A 17,724-nucleotide genomic window follows, 5' to 3' on the forward strand; every position below is an offset into this window, starting at 1 on the left:
GCCGGGCTATGCGACGTCTCCCTTGATCTCCATCAACTGAAAACGTCCCTGGCATGCTAGAATTGAATCGAGGTGGTTTGAAGTGACTTTGGTTGCGAACATTTCCGGACGATTGAAAACGGCTGTCGTTGCCGCGTTCGTGTTCGCCCTTCTGGCAGCGTCCCTGTCGGCCGCGCATGCCTTGCCGTGCCTGGACCTGACGAATGCTCAAAGCGTTTCGGCCAGCGGCAAGGCAGACGGCGTTGCCGCGCATGCCAATCTTCACGGCAGCAGCAAGAGGACCGACAGAAGCATCGACCGGTGCTGTCAGAAATCCTGCGCCACCTGCCTCAGCGTGGTGCGGCCTGCCGCCCCTTTCGACGGTATCACTGTGGCGAGGGACCATTCCTCGCCGATCGAGATCCAATCGGCGGGCATTTCCGTCGGTCCTCCTCACCGACCTCCCCGAACCTGATCTGACCGAATCGCCCCGATCGCGCATCGGGGTCTTCGACGCGCGTCTGAAAGACGCGCCGATCAGTTCGCCTGCACGACGCAGGCTACATCAGGAGTGAACCATGAACCGACGTAGCTTTCTCACAACGATCATGATGGGCACGGCCGCCTTCGGCGCGGCCACCGTCATCCGCCCATCGAGGGTCTTGTCCCAGACCTTGGCCGCCACGCCGCCGCTCCGACTCGCCATCGCCAGTCGCACGATCGAGGTCAACGGCAGGGCAGCACGGGTGTTCGGATTGCTTCAGCCTGACGGCAAGCAGGGGATCGAGCTGGATGCCGGCTCGAGCTTCGATGTCGAACTCACCAACGAGATCGATGAACCGACCATGATCCACTGGCACGGCCTGACGCCGCCATGGACGATGGACGGGGTGCCGGACAATCCGATCGCGCTCATCAAGGCCGGCGAATCCGTGCGCTACACCTTCCCTGTCGGCGCCGGCGGCACCCACTGGATGCATGCCCACACGCTGCAGGAACAAAACCTTCTCGCCGCGCCGCTCATCGTCCGGACGGCGGCCGACCGGGAACGCGACGAACAGGAAGTCGTCATCCTCCTGCACGACTTTTCCTTCACACCGGCCGAAGAGCTGCTGGCCCGGCTGACGAGCGGACAAGCCCATGAGGGCCAGACGAATGCGCCGGCGACAGGACAGGGAGGAATGGCCGGAATGCCGATGATGGATCATTCCTCCATGGGGCAGGGCGGCATGGACATGGGCGGTATGCCCGGAATGGACATGGGCGGAATGGAGGCTATGGACCTCAACGACATCGAATACGATGCCTACCTGGCCAATGACCGGACGCTCGACGATCCCGAAGTCGTGCAGGTTGAAAACGGTGGCCGCGTCCGCCTGCGCATCATCAATGGCGCCACCGCGACCGCCTTCACCATCGACACCGGAACCGTGCTGGGCACGCTCGTGGCTGTCGACGGCCAGGAGGTCGAACCTGTCGATGCCACGACGTTCCCGATCAGCATGGGTCAACGCCTCGACATCCGCCTGGAGCTGCCTCAAGGAGCCGGAACCTATCCGGTTCTGGCCCTGCGGGAAGGGGCGGTGGAGCGCACGGGCGTGATCCTTGCCACAGCCGGGGCCGCCGTTCGGCGCATCGCCGTCGTGGGCGAATCTGAGGGGCCGATTGTCGGCAATGCACTCGAACAGCGGCTACGGGCCAAAAACCCGCTGGCCGTGCGTCCGGCAGACCGACGTTTCGAGATCGCCCTGACCGGCCAGATGCAAGGCTATGTCTGGGGCATGGACGGCGCATCGGATATGCGCACGCGCCAGGGAGAGCGTATCGAGATCACCATGCGCAACGCATCCATGATGGCGCATCCGATGCACCTGCACGGTCATCATTTCCAGGTGACCAGCGTCAACGGCGCCGCGATAGCAGGAGCCGTCCGCGACACGGTCCTGGTGCCTCCCGAGGAAGCGGTGACCATCGTTTTCGATGCCGGAAACAGCGGCAAGTGGCCTTTGCACTGCCACCATCTGTATCACATGGCGACCGGCATGATGGCCTATATCGACTATGAGGACCGCGTCTAGAGCGTTTCCAGCAAAAGTGGCTACCATTTTTGCGGTTCGGAAACGTGACAAGTCAATAAGTTAGAGCTCCCGTTCTGATTCAATCAGAACGGGAAATGCTCTAGCCGGTGCGGCGATCGACAATTCCCGTTGCCGTGGTGTCGGCTCCGCCGGCGCATGGACAGGCAGCCTGCGTGGACCTGAGGCGCATCGTCGGGGGCATGCCCTGGCAACGGGAAGAAATGATCACGCCGGCAAGGCAAGGCACTTCACAGGGTTTCGACGTCAAAAGCCGCCGGTTACGACTGCGCGGCTTCCTGTCGCTGTTCACTCAACGCCTGCTTCACCGGCGATCAGAACGCGAATTGCCCCCTCAGTCATGCCTTCGCCCCCATACCTTCAACACGGTCGCGAATGCTGCTCCTTCCATCGCGCGGGCCACGCGGTTGGCGCCAACGCATTCCCTCACGGTCCTGCTTTCCATATCAGGATGGCTGCGCAGATCAGCGCCAGGACGAACATGGACGCGATGAAGATCAGGTAATCCCCACCAATGACCACGTTGCTATAGGCGAAGCGCCCGAAAACCACGAGAATGCCTGCCGCCGTACCGTAGCGCAGCCACCTGGCGTCGCCCGAGAAGGTTGCAACGCCGATCCCCGTGAGGACGATGCCGAAGCCGGTGATGAACCCGCCCCAGGTCCGGAAGACGATGCCGAGCCAGTCGAGAAACGCCTGAGGCAACGTGGCCTCGTCGATGCCCGTAAAGCGAATGTCCTCGGGGAGCAGCGCGGGGCGGATTCCGAGAAAATAGATGCCGGTCCCGAAGGCGAGCACGCCCAGGATCGTGAGGAGCGTGCCGCTGAGCCGATTTGTGGTCGTTTGCATGATCGTCTCCGAAAAATGATGTGCAGTTCCGGGATACCGGCACCGCCGGCTCCCTTCGCATCCTTAACGTGGATCAAGGATAGCATCGCCGAGCGCAACGAAACTCATCGAGACACGACGAACATCCAGTTCCGAAGGAGGCCGAAAGCCATGAGCCGGAAAACCCCTGTCCGCGTCGCAATCAACGGTTATGGCGTGATCGGCAAGCGCGTGGCCGATGCCATTGTTGCGCAGGACGACATGGTTCTTGCCGGTGTCGCGGATGTGGCGACCGACTGGCGCCTCCGACCACTCGGGGCGAAGGGCATCGCCCTTTATGGCGCGACGCCGGAACACGCCGAGGCCATGGGCAAGGCGGGCCTGATAGTCGCGGGAACGCTCGACGCGCTTCTCGCGCAATCGGATGTCGTCGTCGACTGCACGCCCAAGCGTATTGCCGCTCAAAACGTCGAGACCTACAGAGCCCGCGAGATCAGGTTCATTGTCCATGGGGGCGAGAAACATGCCGTGACGGGGCACTCGTTCGTCGCCGAATCGTCTTTTGAAAGCGCGGTCGGCCGCATGGCGACCCGCGTGGTGTCGTGCAACACCACGTCCATCGTGCGGACCCTCACCGTCCTCAAGCGGGCAGGCCTCTTGAAGCGGGCTCGCGGGACCTTGCTCCGACGCGCCACCGACCCCTGGGAAAGCCACGAAGGCGGCATCATGAATACGCTCGTGCCCGAACCGGAAATCCCCAGCCATCAGGGGCCCGACGCCCAGAGCGTCGATCCCGATCTCGACGTCGTCACCATGGCCGTGAAGGTGCCGGAGACGCTCGCCCATCTCCATTACTGGGCGGTCCAGCTGACCCGCCCGGCCGAGAAGGAAGAGGTGCTTCAGGCCTTCAGGACGTCGTCCCGTATCGCGCTGATCCGTACCGCCGATGGTCTGGCCGCCCTGAACACCGTCAAGGAGCTGATGGCCGATCTCGACCGGCCGCGCGACAATCTCTACGAAGTGGCGCTTTGGGAGGACATGCTGCGCACGGAAGGCGACGAGCTGTTCTACGCCTATATGGTCGACAACCAGGCCATCGTCATTCCCGAGACGATCGACGCCATCCGCGCCCTGACCGGCCTCGCATCGGACGCCGACGGCTCGATCGCGCTCACCAACGCCTCCCTCGGCATTCGGCAGCGGTTCTTCTGAGGCCATGGGCGGCATCGGTCATAAACCGGGACCGGCCGGGTGATCTTCCGGTTCTTCAGGATCGTTGCCGCGGCATCCTCGCTGATCCTGCTCTATCTCGGCGAGCGGCGTCGCGGTGTCGGCGCCGACGCTTCAGCCCTGCCGGTGCGCCTGCGCCAGATGCTCGATGAACTCGGCGGGAGCTTCATCAAGATCGGACAGGCCCTCAGCATGCGGCCCGATCTGTTCCCGGAAGCCTATCTGAGGCAGTTGCGCGACCTGCGCGAGCATGCCCGGCCGTTCTCCGCGCAAGAGGCAAGAGCAGAGCTCGAGAACGCCATGCGGCGTCCGCTCGACGAGGTGTTCCGGACATTCGAGAGCGAGCCTTTCGCCGCCGCGTCGATCGCCCAGGTCCACCGCGCCACCCTGACCGATGGGCAGGACGTGATCGTGAAGATCCGACGCCCGCATATGCGCGAGCGCATCGACGGAGACATGCGCATTCTCGTTGGCGTCGCCCGGCTCGCCGGCGTGGCGGTCCCCGGCCTTCGGCGCTTCCAGCCCGCGCGCCTCGCGCGCGAGATCTGGGCCAATCTCAGGCGTGAGACCGATCTTCTGCAGGAAGCCCGCAACATCCGCCGCTTCAGAGAGGCCTACAAGCAGCGCGCGGACGTCTACGTGCCGGCAGCATTTGAAGCACTGTGCAGCGAGGCGATCCTCGTTCAGGTCATGAGCCATGGCCGATCGATCGAAGACCCGGCGGTGGTGCAGGATGGCCCCAGGATCGCAGGCGTGCTCGTCGATTTCTATCTCGAGCAGCTGCTGAAGACCGGTCTGTTTCATGGCGATCCGCATCCCGGCAATCTATTCGTCATGGAGGACGGCCGGATCTGCTTTCACGATTTCGGGCTCGTCGGCTATCTCGATCGCACGACCCGGCGCAATCTGGGGATCTTCCTTCAGGCCTTCGTTCAGCAGGACGCCGGATGGATGCTCGACGCGGCCATCGCTCTTTCGCTGATCGACCGGCAGGCGGAGCGCACGCTGTTCGTGCAGGGTATCGAAGAAATCCTCAGCGACTATTCTTCGCTGCCGCTGAAGGACTGGTCGATCGCCGATGCCTTCCTCAGGGTGATGCGGCTCGGCGACGGCGCCCACGTCGTCGTTCCCTACAACCTCATGGTGTTCGTCAGGGCACTTTTTCTGATCGAGGGCTGCCTGCGCCGGCTCGATCCCGACTTCAACGTGCTGGATACGCTCATTGCCAAAGGCGAGGCTGCGGTGGCGCACACGCTGGGCGGCAGGCCCGACCGGGCAGCCATGGCGCGTCTCAAGACCGAGCTGGCGCTCTCGGCAGAGGACCTGCCCGCGCTGCTGGCCTCCTGGCTTCATCGCGCCCATCAGGACGGAGGAGACCTGGCCCTCGGTCTGCGTGTCCATCATTCGGACGAGACCGAGCGGCGGCTCGATCGCAGGGCGGTGCTCGCGGCCCTTGCGCTTCTTTCGGTCGGAATCCTGGTCACGTCCGCGCTGCTGGCGGAAGCGCGCGTCGGACCTGACGTACTGGGCCTACCCGTGGCGGCCCTGATCGGATTTGTCGTGGCGATCTGGCTCTGCCTGCGCGTGCTGGGCTTGGTGAGCTCGCTCTGGCGACGCTGAGCGTCACGCTGGCGCGGGTGCGTGTGCACCAGATCAGCGCGAGCCGATGCACGGAGATCACGGCGCGGTCGAAGAAGAGCAGATGGGCCTCAGCAGAGGGCAGGTAGGACAACGGCGATGGCGTTTACTGGGAACGAAACCTGGGCGATTGCCTACCTCGCGATGGAATGGACAATCCGCATTGTGATGGTTGTTGTCGTGCCCTTGCGGCGTACGCCCGACGCTGCACGCAGCTGGCTCCTACTGGTATTCTTCCTGCCCATTCCCGCACTTGCGGTCTATCTTGCTATCGGCAGACCGACCTACCCACGCTGGCGCCGGGAACGCTTCGCCAGATTGCCGGAGGTCCTCGCCGCGGCGTCGAAAGAGATTGCCCATTCCCACTTCTGCCGCCAGCCAGAATTGCCGGGCCCGCTGGCGGGGCCAGCACTGCTGATCGAAACGCTCGGGCGATTCCCTGCGCTGTCCGGCAACGATGTCGAACTTCTTTCCAGTTACGACGGCGTTATCGACCGTATGGTCGCCGACATTGATCATGCAGAACGAACTGTCCATCTCCTGTTCTACATATTCGCGGACGACGATACGGGCCGGCGCGTAATAGAAGCCCTGGAACGGGCGGCCCGGCGAGGTGTCGCATGCAGGGTGCTGATTGATGCCATCGGTTCGCGGCAATGGCGGCGACAGGTGGCGAGGCTGCTCGCCCAGGCGGGTGTGGATGTTCGATTCGCTCTGAAGGTAGGGATCTTTCGGCGGAGATCGGCGCGTGCCGACCTACGCAATCACCGGAAGATCGCCGTTGTCGACAGTCGCGTCGGCTATGTCGGCTCTCAAAACATAACGAATGCCCTGTCCGCCTCCGATATAGCAAATGAAGAGTTGGTCGCACGGGTTGTCGGCCCAATCACGACAGAGCTCCAAGCCGTCTTTGTCGGCGACTGGTTCATGGAAACGGAGGAGGAGCTGGCAGTATCCGCCCTGTTCCCGCACCATCATCCCGAGGCCGGGGTCGTTGCACAGGTCCTACCAAGTGGTCCCGATTATCCCGACGCCGGCATCGGGTATCTAGTAGCGGCTCTGGTTCACGGCGCAAGCAAGCGTGTCGTGATCACGACACCTTATTTCGTCCCGGACGAGCCGCTCCTTCAGGCACTCAAAACCGCAGTACTGCGCGGGGTGGAAGTGCGTTTGCTGGTCCCGCGTCTCACGGACCACATCCTGGTGAAGTTGGCGCAGCAATCCTACTACTCCGAGCTACTCCAAGCCGGTGTTCAAGTGCACCTCTATGAGGGGGGGTTCCTGCACGCCAAGCATGTCACGTTTGATGACGAGATCTCGCTGCTGGGTTCCAGCAATGTCGACATCCGCTCTTTTGTCCTGAACGCCGAAGTAAGTCTCATCGCTTTTGATAAGGGTGTCACGGTGCAGTTGCGAAGCGAGCAGATGCGCTGCCTCGACAAGAGCGAGATGCTCACCTCCGAAGGTTGGGAAGAGCGCCCGATGATCCACAAGATTGGCGAGAATCTGGCGCGGCTAGCGAGTCCTCTCCTGTGAGCAGCACCTGCGGCTCTACAGTACTCCAACGCAACGCGACGTCCCGTTTCGATCCCAGGTGCATAAGGGCGGATTCGCCGTCGCGATCTCGGCCTTACCTTCGCGTGCTTCGCCCGGCACACTCTAGCAATGCGAACGTACGGACCCGATCACGCCAATACGGGCGTCGACCGCCTGCGCCACATCAGTGCGAGCAAATAGGTGGAGATCACCGCGCCGCCGAAGCAGAACACCGAGATGTAGGCGTAGGAGAAGAACACATACGTGACGACGAGGACGCCGGCGACCAGCAGGCCGAACACCTTGATCTCCCGGCTGCGCACCAGCAGGAACGGCACGATGACGACGGTGACGTAGATCGCGTAGGTCACGTTCCGCGAGACGAGCCCGTCGAGCAGGTTGATGTCCTGGTAGCGGACCGCCCAGCGCAGGAACGTCGTCGTCAGCCAGCCGTCATGTACGAAATAGGGAATGAATTGCAGGCCGCCCAGCATCGCTCCCGCAATCACGAACAGCAGGATGACGTTCCGCCGCGCGCCGCGCTCGAGAAAGTAGGCTGAAACCGGCACCCAGATCGGCCAGGCGATCCAGGTGAAGAACATAAAGAGGAGCGAGTATTGAGCGACGTGATGCGCATTACCGGCACGGCCCTCGATCCAGATCAGGCCTTCCACCAGTTGCTGCAGCCCGAACAGAAATGGCAGAGTCGCGATCATCAGGTAGCGGCGATCCCGCCGCCAGGCGGAGGCGGCGGCAACCGCCCCGGTCGGGATGAGAATAGCCGCGGCGCCCAGACTGACCTCTGCGGACAGGCACATCTCAGCCAGCCTGGACCAGATTGACGAGCTGTCCGGCCGCAAACCCTTCGATATTGGCGATGGTGGTATCTATGATTCGCCGGAGGGCGGCGTCGGTATTGTAGGCATTGTGCGGCGTGATCAGGACGTTCGGAAATCGCAGGAGCACGTGGTTGGCGACCAGCGCCTTGAGATCAGACTCATCGACCGCCCTGTCCTGGCGGAAGATCTCGGCTTCTTCCCGGATGAGCGGCTCCTGTGGCAATACGTCGAGGCCAGCCGAACGCAGCTTGCCGCTTGCCAGTGCCCGCACCAGCGCCTCGGTATCGACCACGTTGCCGCGTGCCGTGTTGATGAGGATGGCGCCATCCTTCATGGCCGCGAATTGCCGCTCCCCGATCAGCCCGACGGTCGTCGGCGATGACGGCACATGCAGCGTCACCACATCGGCCTGCGCCAGGATCTCGTCGAGCCCGCCATAGGTGAATCCCGACCGCGTCGCGGCCGCGTCGTCCTCGACCTGGTCGAAGGCCAACACCTTCATGCCGAAGCCACGCGCGATCTCGATCGCGCGGCGGCCGATGCGGCCCGTCCCGACGACCGCGATGACCTTGTCGCGCAATTCGAGACCGCGTATGCCGGCCATCGAAAAGCCGCCACGGCGCGTCAGCGCGACGCTCTCGACGATGTTGCGCGCGAGCGCCAGCAGCAGCGCGAAGGCGTGCTCGGCGACCGTCGCATCGCCATAGTCCGGGACATTGACAATGGCGATGCCGCGATCCCGGCAGGCGGAAAGGTCGATGTGATCGTATCCCGCCGAGCGGGTGGCAATGAGCTTCAGATCGGGCAATCGGCCGATGATCCCGGCATCGAGACGAGAGGCCACGAAGGGGCTGATCACCTCTGCGTCCTTGAAGTCGTCGACCGTCGTGAAGTTGAGCGGAGCTGTCGTGCAGCGGACATCGTGCCGGCGCATCAGGGGTGCGCAGGCCTTTTTCTCCCAATCCTCCGCCTCGAACAGAACGACCCTCATTCATGCTCCTTCTCGATCGTCAGTTCGTCCATAAACCCCGATCCCACGACGCTGTCGACCACCATCCGCACGACCTCGAGCTCTGCGGCCGATCGCATTGCGCCAGCCACGCGCACCCTGCCGGCCTCGACGTGCAGTTCCGGCTGACGGCTCAGGACGCTCCCGGCCTCCGCGAGGCGAGCGTTCAGTGCGCGTCGGACGGCCTCGTCGCCCCTGATCTCGGCCTCCGGTCCGCCCGCCGAGATAACCTTGAGGAGGTCCGCCCGGCTGACGATCCCCACCAGCTGCGTGTCGCGGAGAACAGGCAGGCGCTTGATCCGGTGAACGCCGAGGAGCATCGCCACCCGGGACAGCGGGGCGTCCTCCCCGATCGTGAGGACGGGAGAGGACATGAGCGCGCCAACCTTCCAGCTCCGGCTTTGGACATAGGCGCGGGCGCGCTCCTGCGCCCCTTCATCGCCGAGGGGGGTTCCCAGTTCGGAGCGTCGCAGCAGGTCGCCCTCGGTCAGCAGGCCGACCATGACCTGGCCGTCATCAAGCACGGGCAGGCCGCTGACGTGTTTGGTGAGCATGATCTGCGCGGCGTGCCAGACGCTGTGCTCGGGGCTGATCGTGACCAGCTGGGTCGACATCACATCTCGCACGCGCATCGCTCGTCCCCCTGTCATCGCAGATAGGCTTCGGTGACGTAGCGCTGCATCATCCGATGAGAATTGAAGGACGGGCCGATCTTGCTGATCGCCTGCTTCATCATCCAGATCCATTTCGGCCGATCGCGGTGGTAGAGCGGCAGGACGACATCCTCCAGCTTCGCGTAGAGTGCCGGACCGTCCCCTGAACCTGGCGGTGTTCCCTCGATCGACCAGCCGGTGACGCCGTCGACACAGCCTTCGAGCCACCACCCGTCGAGCACGCTGAGGTTCAAGACGCCGTTCAACGCCGCCTTCATGCCGCTCGTGCCCGACGCTTCGAGCGGCGCCAGGGGCGTATTGAGCCAGATGTCGCAGCCCGCGACCAGGGCGGCGGAGAGCCGCATGTCATAACCGGGAAGGAAGACGGTCTCGACGATGCCTTCGAGACGTTCGATATGACGTCGGAAGTCCGCGATCGCCTTTGCACCACCCTCGTCCTTCGGATGGGCCAGCCCCGCCAGGACGATCTGAAAGGGATGGTCCTGCGCGATCGCGATCAACCGCTCGATATCGGAGAAGATCAGTCCGGGCCGCTTGTAAGCGGTCATGCGGCGCGCATACCCGATCAAGGGGAGGTCGTCACGCAGTTGCGTGCCTGTCGCTGCGGCAATGAGCGTAAGCAGCTCGGTCTTGGCGTTCTGATGAGCGTTCCAGACCGATGCGTCCTCGAACTGGTCGGCAAAGGCCAGCGTCGCTGGCTCATGGGCCCAATTGAGATACCGACTGGCATGAAGTTCGGCGAACGCGCGATGCGTCCACGTATGGACATGAACGCCATTGGTGATCGAGCTGATCTCATAGCCGGGGAACATCTTGCGCGCGGTCTCGGCATGGCGGCGCGCGACCCCGTTCACATAGCCGCTGAGGTTGAGCGCGAGCTGCGTCATGTTGAGTTGCTTCGGGCCGCCCAGCGCTTTCAGCACATCGGGTTCGACATAGTCGCCCAGGATGCGCTGCACGAGATCGTAGTCGAAGCGGTCAAAGCCCGCATCGACCGGCGTGTGGGTCGTGAACACACAGCGGTCGCGAACGGCGGCAGTGTCATATTGGCGTTCGGACGATGACGCGTCGCCGTCGTCCCTCCGCGTCTCGCGAAGCAGCGGCAGGGTCAGCAGCGCGGCGTGGCCCTCATTGAGGTGGAATTTCTCGATCGCGAAGCCGAGCGCCTGGAGAATGAGATGACCACCAATTCCCAGGACGATTTCCTGCTTGAGCCGGTAAGCGTCGTCTCCTCCATAGAGGACATCGGTGATGCGCCGGTCCTCGGGCGCGTTTTCTTGCAGGTCCGTATCGAGCAGCAGGACCGGAATCGCGTGGCCAAGCGGGCATTCAAGAGAATAGAGCCACGGTCGAATCCATACATCGCGACCCTCGATCCGCACGGCGACCATGTTTGGGAGGGGTTCGGTCCAGTCCGCGGGGGACCAGGGATTGCTTCCGCTCGCCTGTTCGCCGCTGGGCGTTATCTCCTGATGAACGTAGCCCTGCCTGCTCAACAGGGTCACGAAAACCATCGGCAAGTCCAGATCCGCGGCCGATCGGGCGGTGTCGCCGGCAAGAACGCCGAGCCCGCCGCTGTAGGTATGGACCTCCGGCCGCAGCGCGATCTCCATCGAAAAGTAGGCGATCCGGGCACGGCGCACGGAGCGCTCGAAGAGTTTCAACTGGCGTCTCCCGTTCGTGTTCGTTCAGGCACTGGGTCATGCGCGGCCACCGACATGCGGTTGTGTGTCGGCCACTCGTTTTTGGGACAGGTCTCCCTTCACCCGAACAACTGAGTCAGGGAAACCTTCGCTTGATCGTGGGCCGCGAGGCTCAGGCCTTTTTCTTGAACTCCGCGCCATCTGGCACTTCCAGCTCAGGAACCGCTGCTATTGCGGCGATCTCCGATTCCGCTTGCAGCCAATGGTCGAGCTCGCAGCCCGTGGGGCAACCTTCGTCCTCCCAGATCTGGTATGCGCGTTGTTCAATTCTGAGGTGAACCGACTCATCGGCCGGCATTGTTTCTGTGTCTGACATCGCCATGGCTCCTTGTAGGACGCTGCGGAACGTCCGGAGGATCGCCCGGAAAGCAAGGAACGGTCGTTGATGCAGGTTAAAGATCGCGGAGGCCGGGAATTGCGCATGGCAACGACGGACGACATCGGGGCGCGGGCCTAATGGCGGGCGAAGACGGTCCTGCTCGACGCGCTGAACACGATGACCTCGTAAGGCTCTGCCGGGCCTCCGACCTCCATGCCAGGCGATCCGGGCGGCATGCCGGACACCGCAAGGCCAATGGCAAAGGGTCGCTCGCGCAGGAGGCGCAGCACGTCCCCGGCCGGCACGTGACCTTCGATGGTGTAGCCCTCGACGACACCGGTGTGGCACGATTGCAAATCCGCGGGTACGCCGAGCCGCGCCTTGAGAGGCGCCAGATCGTCGACCAGCCTGTCGCTGACCGTGAACCCGGCCGAGCGCATGTGCGCGATCCAGCCGCCGCAGCAGCCGCAGCTCGGCGAACGGGCGACGTCGATCGCGGGCCGGGCTGCATAGGCGGGGCGCGGCAACACGGCTGTCAGCGGTGCGACGACGCCGAGCGCGGCGAGACCGAGCATCCTTCGGCGCGACAGTTCCGTCATTGAGAATGGTCCCTTCGTGTCCGGGCGGCCGGTCGCTTACTGAAGGCAATTGTCGATCGCACCACGCCGCCGCTTCGGTTCCTGATCGGCATCGTCGTTCGCGCTTTCGAGGTCGGCGAGGATGGGGCAGTCTGGCCGGTTGTCGCCCGAGCAGCAGGAGGCCAGCGTCTGAAGCGTGTCGGCCATCTGCTCCATCTCGCCGATCTTGCGCCGCAGGTCCTCGATATGCGCGAGAGCGATGCGCTTGACGTCGGCGCTCTGTCGGCTGCGATCGCGCCAGAGTCCGAGAAGTTCGTCGATCTCCGCGACCGAGAAGCCCAGATCGCGCGCGCGCCGGATGAAGCGCAGCATATGCACGTCGGTCCCCGAATAGTCCCGATAGCCTGACGCCGTGCGATCGGCCGGCGGAATCAGGCCGGTCTGCTCGTAGTAGCGGATCATTTTCGCGCTCACGCCCGAGGCGCGCGCCGCTTCGCCGATATTCATGCCGCGCTCCTTTCAATCCTCGAAGGGTCATCTCCGGTCGCATCCGGACCCGCCGACCGCGCGGCGGGGATCGCCGCGCCGGCCACGGCTTCCATCGGCGGCTTCCATCCGCGCAGGCGCAATGCGTTGCCGAGCACGAAGACCGAGGACAGCGCCATCGCGCCGGCCGCCAGCACCGGCGAGAGGAGGATGCCGAAGGCCGGGTAGAGCACGCCCGCTGCGACCGGGATCAGCGCGGTGTTGTAGGCAAAGGCCCAGAACAGGTTCTGCCTGATGTTGCGGATCGTGCCCTTCGACAGCGCGATGGCGTTGGGCACGCCCTTGAGGCTGCCCGACATCAGCACCACGTCGGCCGCCTCTATGGCGATGTCTGTGCCGGTGCCGATGGCGATGCCGACATCGGCCTCGGCAAGCGCGGGCGCGTCGTTGATGCCGTCGCCGACGAAGGCGAGCTTTCCGTGCTCGGCCTTCAAAGCCTTGACGGCCTCGACCTTGCCCTCCGGCAGCACCTCGGCGATCACATGGTCGATGCCGAGGCGCCTCGCGATGGCTTCGGCGGTGCGCCTGTTGTCGCCGGTGATCATCGCGACCTCGAGGCCGAGGTCGTGGAGGGCGGCGATGGCGGCGGGCGTCGTATCCTTGATCGGATCGGCGACCGCGACGATGGCGGCGAGCCTGCCGCCGATCGCGGCGTAGAGCGGCGTTTTCCCCTCGTCGGCGAGGCGTTCGGCCGTCCCGGCGAAGGTCGCCACGTCGAGTCCCAGCGTCTTCATGTAGCGGTCCGCGCCGATCTCGACGCGCTCCCCTCCGGCGTCGGCCTTGACGCCAAAGCCCGTGACCGATTCAAAGCCCGAGATCGGGGGAAGGACGATACCTTCAGCCTCCGCAGCGTCCACGATGGCACGGGCGATGGGGTGCTCGGACTTCGCCTCGACCGCCGCGACCCTGGCCAGCACGTCGCTCCGCGCGAAGCCCTTGGCCACCTCCAGATCGGTGAGCGCCGGCCGGCCCTGGGTCAGCGTGCCGGTCTTGTCGAGCGCCACGACCCTGGCGTCCTTCAGAAGCTGGAGCGCCTCGCCCTTGCGGAACAGCACGCCCATCTCCGCACCACGGCCGGTCCCGACCATGATCGAGGTCGGCGTGGCGAGCCCCATGGCGCAAGGGCAGGCGATGATGAGGACCGCGACGGCATTGACCAGTGCGAAGGTCAGCGCCGGGTCGGGTCCGAGCACCAGCCACACCAGGAAGGTCAGCAGCGCGGCGCCGATGACGGCGGGCACGAAATACATGGTCACCTTGTCGACCAGCGCCTGGATCGGCAGCTTGGAGCCTTGCGCCTGCTCGACCATGCGGATGATCTGCGAGAGCACCGTCGCGCCGCCCACCGCCGTCGCGGTGAAGGCGAACGCGCCCTTCTGGTTGACCGTGCCGCCCACGACCTGGCTTCCCGCCGCCTTTGCGACGGGGATCGGCTCGCCGGTGATCATCGATTCGTCGATATAGCTCTCGCCCTCGATGACCTCTCCGTCCACGGGCACGCGTTCGCCCGGCCTCACCTCGACCACGTCGCCCGGCGCGACCTCGCCGATGGCGATCTCGACCGCCTTGCCTTCGCGGCGCACGTGGGCGGTCTTCGCCTGCAAGCCGACGAGGCGCTTGATCGCCTCCGAGGTGCGCCCCTTGGCGCGCGCCTCGAGGAAGCGGCCGAGCAGGATCAGGGTGACGATGACGGCCGCCGCCTCGTAATAGACGTTGATGGTGCCGTCCGGAAGGAGCGAGGGCGCGAAGGTCGCGACCATCGAATAGGCATAGGCCGCCATCGTGCCCACCGCGACGAGCGAGTTCATGTCGGGCGCCAGGCGCACGAGGGCGGGAAAGCCCTTCTCGTAGAACCGGATACCCGGCACGAACAGCACGATCGTCGTCAGCGCGAACTGGATATACCAGGTCCACTGCATGCCGATCGTCGCCATGATGAGATCGTGCGCGCCGGGGATGAGATGCGAGCCCATCTCCAGCACGAAGACCGGCAGGGTCAGCGCGGCGGCCACGATCACGTCGCGCCCGAGTTCCGCCTGCTCGCGGCTTTTGCGGGCATCTGTCTCGTCTTCATGCGACACGCCGCCATCGAGCACCCGCGCCACGTAGCCGCTCCGCTCGATCGCCCCGATCAGTTCGGCGGCATCGGCGAGGCCGCTTACCTGGGCGCGCTCGGTGGCGAGGTTGACGGTGGCGTTCGCGACGCCCGGAACGGCCATCAGTGCGCGCTCCACATTCCCGACGCACGAAGCGCAGGTCATGCCTTCGACCGAAAGCTCGATCGTCGATGACGGCACCCCATAGCCCGCATCCTCGACGGCGGCGACGAGGGTGCGCCGGTCGGCCGGCGCATCGAACGAAACCTGGGCATTTTCCGTGGCCAGATTGACGTTGGCGTTCCTCACCCCGGGCACGGCCTTCAGGGCTTTCTCCACGCGGCCCACGCACGAGGCGCAACTCATCCCCTCAATCGGGAGAGTGACCGCCTCATGGGTGGCAACGTGGTCTCTCAGCGGCGCATTCATTGAACTTCCTTGCAGACCGGATTCAACATTCGGCCAGCAAGTTGAGGCTTCCAACGATGGGAAGGTCAAGATGCTTTTTTTGGTTTTTCTCTTGACCTTCCAACGGTGGGAAGCCCCATCTGGAGAGGCATGAGACATGAAAAGGAGATTCTCGTGCAGTTCCACATCAAGAATATGTCGTGCGGCGGCTGCGTCCGCAGCGTCACCAAGGCCGTTCAGTCCGTGGATCCGGCCGCCACGGTGCTCGCCGATCCCGCGACAAAAAAGGTCGAGGTCACATCCGACCAGCCCCGCGCCCTCTTGGAGGCCGCGCTGAAGGAAGCGGGCTATCCGCCCGCGCCTGCCGCCTGAGCCGGGGAGAACCCGACATGAACAGGCTGACACCGATCCTTATCGGCGGCGCGATCATCGTCGCCGCCGGTCTGGCCTTCGCTCAGGCCGAGATGGGAGGGTCCGACCCCATGGCACAGATGGACCATGGCGGGAATGGCCCTCAGGTCGCGGCCGAAGCGTCCGACAGTCCAGCTATCCAGGCCTACAGGGAGGCCAATGACCGGATGCACGCCGACATGGCGCTCGACTACACTGGCGATGCGGATGTCGATTTCATGCGCGGCATGATCCCGCATCATCAGGGCGCGATCGACATGGCCCGCGTCGTGCTGGAACACGGAACGGATCCCGAGGTTCGTGCATTGGCCGAGGACGTGATCTCCGCGCAGGAAGCCGAGATCGAGATGATGCGACGCTGGCTCGCGGATCGGGGCTATTGAGGCGAAGCGGGCGGACGCCGATTCCGCCCGCCCGCCTTGCGTGCTCGGGCCCACGACTCGGTCACAGACAAGAGACCTCGGGAGATTTGAGATGCCCCCTCATTCCGGAGCCGCCGGGCACGAGCACGACGGGAAACACGGCGGACGTCCCTATGTGATGTTCTGGATCAACATGGCGCTCGGTCTGGTCGTCATGTATGTCGTGATGTTCTCGATGATCGATGGCATTCGCGATTTTCGGAACAATCTGAACATGTTCTACATGGCCGTGACCATGTGGGCGCCGATGGGCATTTTCATGCTGGCGACGATGCCGGGCATGTATCCCCGGCGATCTCTCAACATCGCGCTTTACGCTGCGTTCATTGCGCTGACACTCGGTTCCTTCGCGGCCACGCGGGCGCAGGCCCTAATCGATGATCGTCAGTTCATCGACTCGATGATTCCCCATCACTCCGGTGCGATCCTGATGTGCCGCGAGGCGAATTTGAGCGACGCGGAACTCGTCTCCCTCTGCGAGGGCATCAGCGGCGGGCAACGGTCCGAGATAGAGCAGATGGAGCGGATCAGAGCGCGCCTCGATGGCGCTTCGTAGCGACGCGAATGCTGCCGCGCACTCAACGCTCTGTCTCAATGCTAACGATGGCCATTGCCTTTATAGTCATCTCTCCTATCGAGAAATCCCAGTCCTCACACGATCCATGTCGGCAACGATCCTGGGCGGTTCTTCACTAAGTGGCATGTTCGACAAGTCGCCTGCGCCATCCAGTGCGCCGGGGGCATCGGCTTCGAGAGCCGCAAAGAGCGGATCGAAATCCTCCTGTTCCGGCCCTTTCTCGCTATGCAGCTCGAAGGTCTTTCGCAGTGCCGACCCCGAACTCAAGCTGCGAACCAGCACCTCGGCAATCTGGCGACGCGCAATGGCGCCGTCGGATGGATTGCCGGCCAGCGGTTTGTCACCTTGCAGCATCACCAGCCGGTTCTGGTCGGGGGCGTTGTAGTCGAACCAGGCCGGGCGCACGATCGTATACGGCAGGCCACTGGCCCGAACGAGACGTTCGGCGCGGCGCTTCCAGTCGTGTGATCCCTTGCGATCAGTGGTACCGATCGCCGTCATGAGGGCGATACGCACTTTGCGCCCCGCAAGCGCGGCAAGCACGTTGCGCACGCCACCATAATCGACCGCCTCCGCCGCAGCAGGACTGCCATAGGTTCCCTGCGTGAAAATGATGGCATCGAGCCCTTCGACCGCTTGGGACAGCGTATCCGCTCGGGTTAGGTCTCCAATGACGACTTCCGTTCCGGGCGGAAATACTTCTCGCTTGCGAGCATCGCGCGCCAACGCGCGCACGTCATAGCCGTGCTCCAAAGCCGCTGCGACGACATGGCGGCCGATGCTTCCGGTCGCTCCGACAACTAACACTGTGGATGGGGATTGAGGCATGCGAGGC

General features: G+C 64.0%; 17 protein-coding genes. 7 read left to right on the forward strand and 10 right to left on the reverse strand.

What is annotated here, in order from left to right:
- Window positions 1-557: 557 nt before the first annotated feature.
- Window positions 558-2,057, forward strand: a complete 1,500-nt coding sequence (locus tag GNP00_RS18210) for a multicopper oxidase family protein (RefSeq protein ID WP_011583190.1) — start codon at window positions 558-560, stop codon at window positions 2,055-2,057.
- Between the two features lie 444 nt (window positions 2,058-2,501).
- Here GNP00_RS18210 and GNP00_RS18215 read toward each other — a convergent pair whose 3' ends face one another.
- Complete coding sequence (locus GNP00_RS18215) at window positions 2,502-2,924, reverse strand: hypothetical protein (RefSeq protein WP_011583191.1); 423 nt, start codon at window positions 2,922-2,924, stop codon at window positions 2,502-2,504.
- Between the two features lie 150 nt (window positions 2,925-3,074).
- Here GNP00_RS18215 and GNP00_RS18220 point away from each other — a divergent pair, with 150 nt between their 5' ends.
- The 3 genes from GNP00_RS18220 to cls all read left to right on the forward strand — a co-directional run bounded on the left by GNP00_RS18220 (window position 3,075) and on the right by cls (window position 7,307).
- Complete coding sequence (locus GNP00_RS18220; RefSeq protein WP_011583192.1) at window positions 3,075-4,115, forward strand: type II glyceraldehyde-3-phosphate dehydrogenase; 1,041 nt, start codon at window positions 3,075-3,077, stop codon at window positions 4,113-4,115.
- A 39-nt stretch (window positions 4,116-4,154) separates the two neighbouring features.
- Entirely contained in the window at window positions 4,155-5,753 is a 1,599-nt protein-coding gene (locus tag GNP00_RS18225) for an AarF/UbiB family protein (RefSeq protein WP_011583193.1), read from the forward strand.
- Between the two features lie 117 nt (window positions 5,754-5,870).
- On the forward strand, window positions 5,871-7,307 hold the full coding sequence (gene cls, locus GNP00_RS18230) for a cardiolipin synthase (RefSeq protein ID WP_011583194.1): 1,437 nt from the start codon (window positions 5,871-5,873) through the stop codon (window positions 7,305-7,307).
- Between the two features lie 149 nt (window positions 7,308-7,456).
- On the opposite strand, the gene GNP00_RS18235 is transcribed toward cls, so the two are convergent.
- The 8 genes from GNP00_RS18235 to GNP00_RS18270 form a co-directional block, all read right to left on the reverse strand.
- Window positions 7,457-8,125 (reverse strand): DUF6629 family protein, encoded by a 669-nt coding sequence (locus GNP00_RS18235; protein WP_011583195.1) that lies wholly within the window; start codon window positions 8,123-8,125, stop codon window positions 7,457-7,459.
- 1 nt (window position 8,126) lies between these two features.
- Window positions 8,127-9,137, reverse strand: coding sequence for a hydroxyacid dehydrogenase (locus GNP00_RS18240; RefSeq protein ID WP_011583196.1), 1,011 nt, complete (start codon window positions 9,135-9,137; stop codon window positions 8,127-8,129).
- Complete coding sequence (locus GNP00_RS18245) at window positions 9,134-9,769, reverse strand: CBS domain-containing protein (protein WP_049764873.1); 636 nt, start codon at window positions 9,767-9,769, stop codon at window positions 9,134-9,136. The genes GNP00_RS18240 and GNP00_RS18245 overlap by 4 nt, the downstream gene beginning before the upstream one ends.
- 32 nt (window positions 9,770-9,801) lie before the next feature.
- Window positions 9,802-11,493, reverse strand: a complete 1,692-nt coding sequence (gene glgP, locus GNP00_RS18250; protein ID WP_011583198.1) for an alpha-glucan family phosphorylase — start codon at window positions 11,491-11,493, stop codon at window positions 9,802-9,804.
- Window positions 11,494-11,644: 151 nt separating this feature from the next.
- On the reverse strand, window positions 11,645-11,848 hold the full coding sequence (locus tag GNP00_RS18255) for a DUF2934 domain-containing protein (protein ID WP_041544924.1): 204 nt from the start codon (window positions 11,846-11,848) through the stop codon (window positions 11,645-11,647).
- A 137-nt stretch (window positions 11,849-11,985) separates the two neighbouring features.
- Window positions 11,986-12,450 (reverse strand): DUF411 domain-containing protein, encoded by a 465-nt coding sequence (locus GNP00_RS18260; RefSeq protein ID WP_011583199.1) that lies wholly within the window; start codon window positions 12,448-12,450, stop codon window positions 11,986-11,988.
- A gap of 36 nt (window positions 12,451-12,486) precedes the next feature.
- Window positions 12,487-12,936, reverse strand: coding sequence for a Cu(I)-responsive transcriptional regulator (gene cueR, locus GNP00_RS18265; protein ID WP_011583200.1), 450 nt, complete (start codon window positions 12,934-12,936; stop codon window positions 12,487-12,489).
- Window positions 12,933-15,500, reverse strand: a complete 2,568-nt coding sequence (locus GNP00_RS18270; RefSeq protein ID WP_011583201.1) for a heavy metal translocating P-type ATPase — start codon at window positions 15,498-15,500, stop codon at window positions 12,933-12,935. Before GNP00_RS18270 ends, cueR begins: the two co-directional genes overlap by 4 nt.
- A gap of 129 nt (window positions 15,501-15,629) precedes the next feature.
- On the opposite strand from GNP00_RS18270, the gene GNP00_RS18275 reads away from it, so the two are divergent.
- The 3 genes from GNP00_RS18275 to GNP00_RS18285 all read left to right on the forward strand — a co-directional run bounded on the left by GNP00_RS18275 (window position 15,630) and on the right by GNP00_RS18285 (window position 16,868).
- Window positions 15,630-15,851, forward strand: coding sequence for a heavy-metal-associated domain-containing protein (locus GNP00_RS18275; protein ID WP_011583202.1), 222 nt, complete (start codon window positions 15,630-15,632; stop codon window positions 15,849-15,851).
- Between the two features lie 17 nt (window positions 15,852-15,868).
- Window positions 15,869-16,273, forward strand: coding sequence for a CopM family metallochaperone (gene copM, locus GNP00_RS18280; RefSeq protein WP_011583203.1), 405 nt, complete (start codon window positions 15,869-15,871; stop codon window positions 16,271-16,273).
- A gap of 91 nt (window positions 16,274-16,364) precedes the next feature.
- On the forward strand, window positions 16,365-16,868 hold the full coding sequence (locus GNP00_RS18285) for a DUF305 domain-containing protein (protein ID WP_011583204.1): 504 nt from the start codon (window positions 16,365-16,367) through the stop codon (window positions 16,866-16,868).
- Between the two features lie 75 nt (window positions 16,869-16,943).
- On the opposite strand, the gene GNP00_RS18290 is transcribed toward GNP00_RS18285, so the two are convergent.
- Entirely contained in the window at window positions 16,944-17,717 is a 774-nt protein-coding gene (locus GNP00_RS18290) for an SDR family oxidoreductase (protein ID WP_011583205.1), read from the reverse strand.
- Between the last annotated feature and the right edge of the window lie 7 nt (window positions 17,718-17,724).

The organism is Chelativorans multitrophicus (assembly GCF_011317445.1).
Taxonomy (GTDB): domain Bacteria; phylum Pseudomonadota; class Alphaproteobacteria; order Rhizobiales; family Rhizobiaceae; genus Chelativorans; species Chelativorans multitrophicus.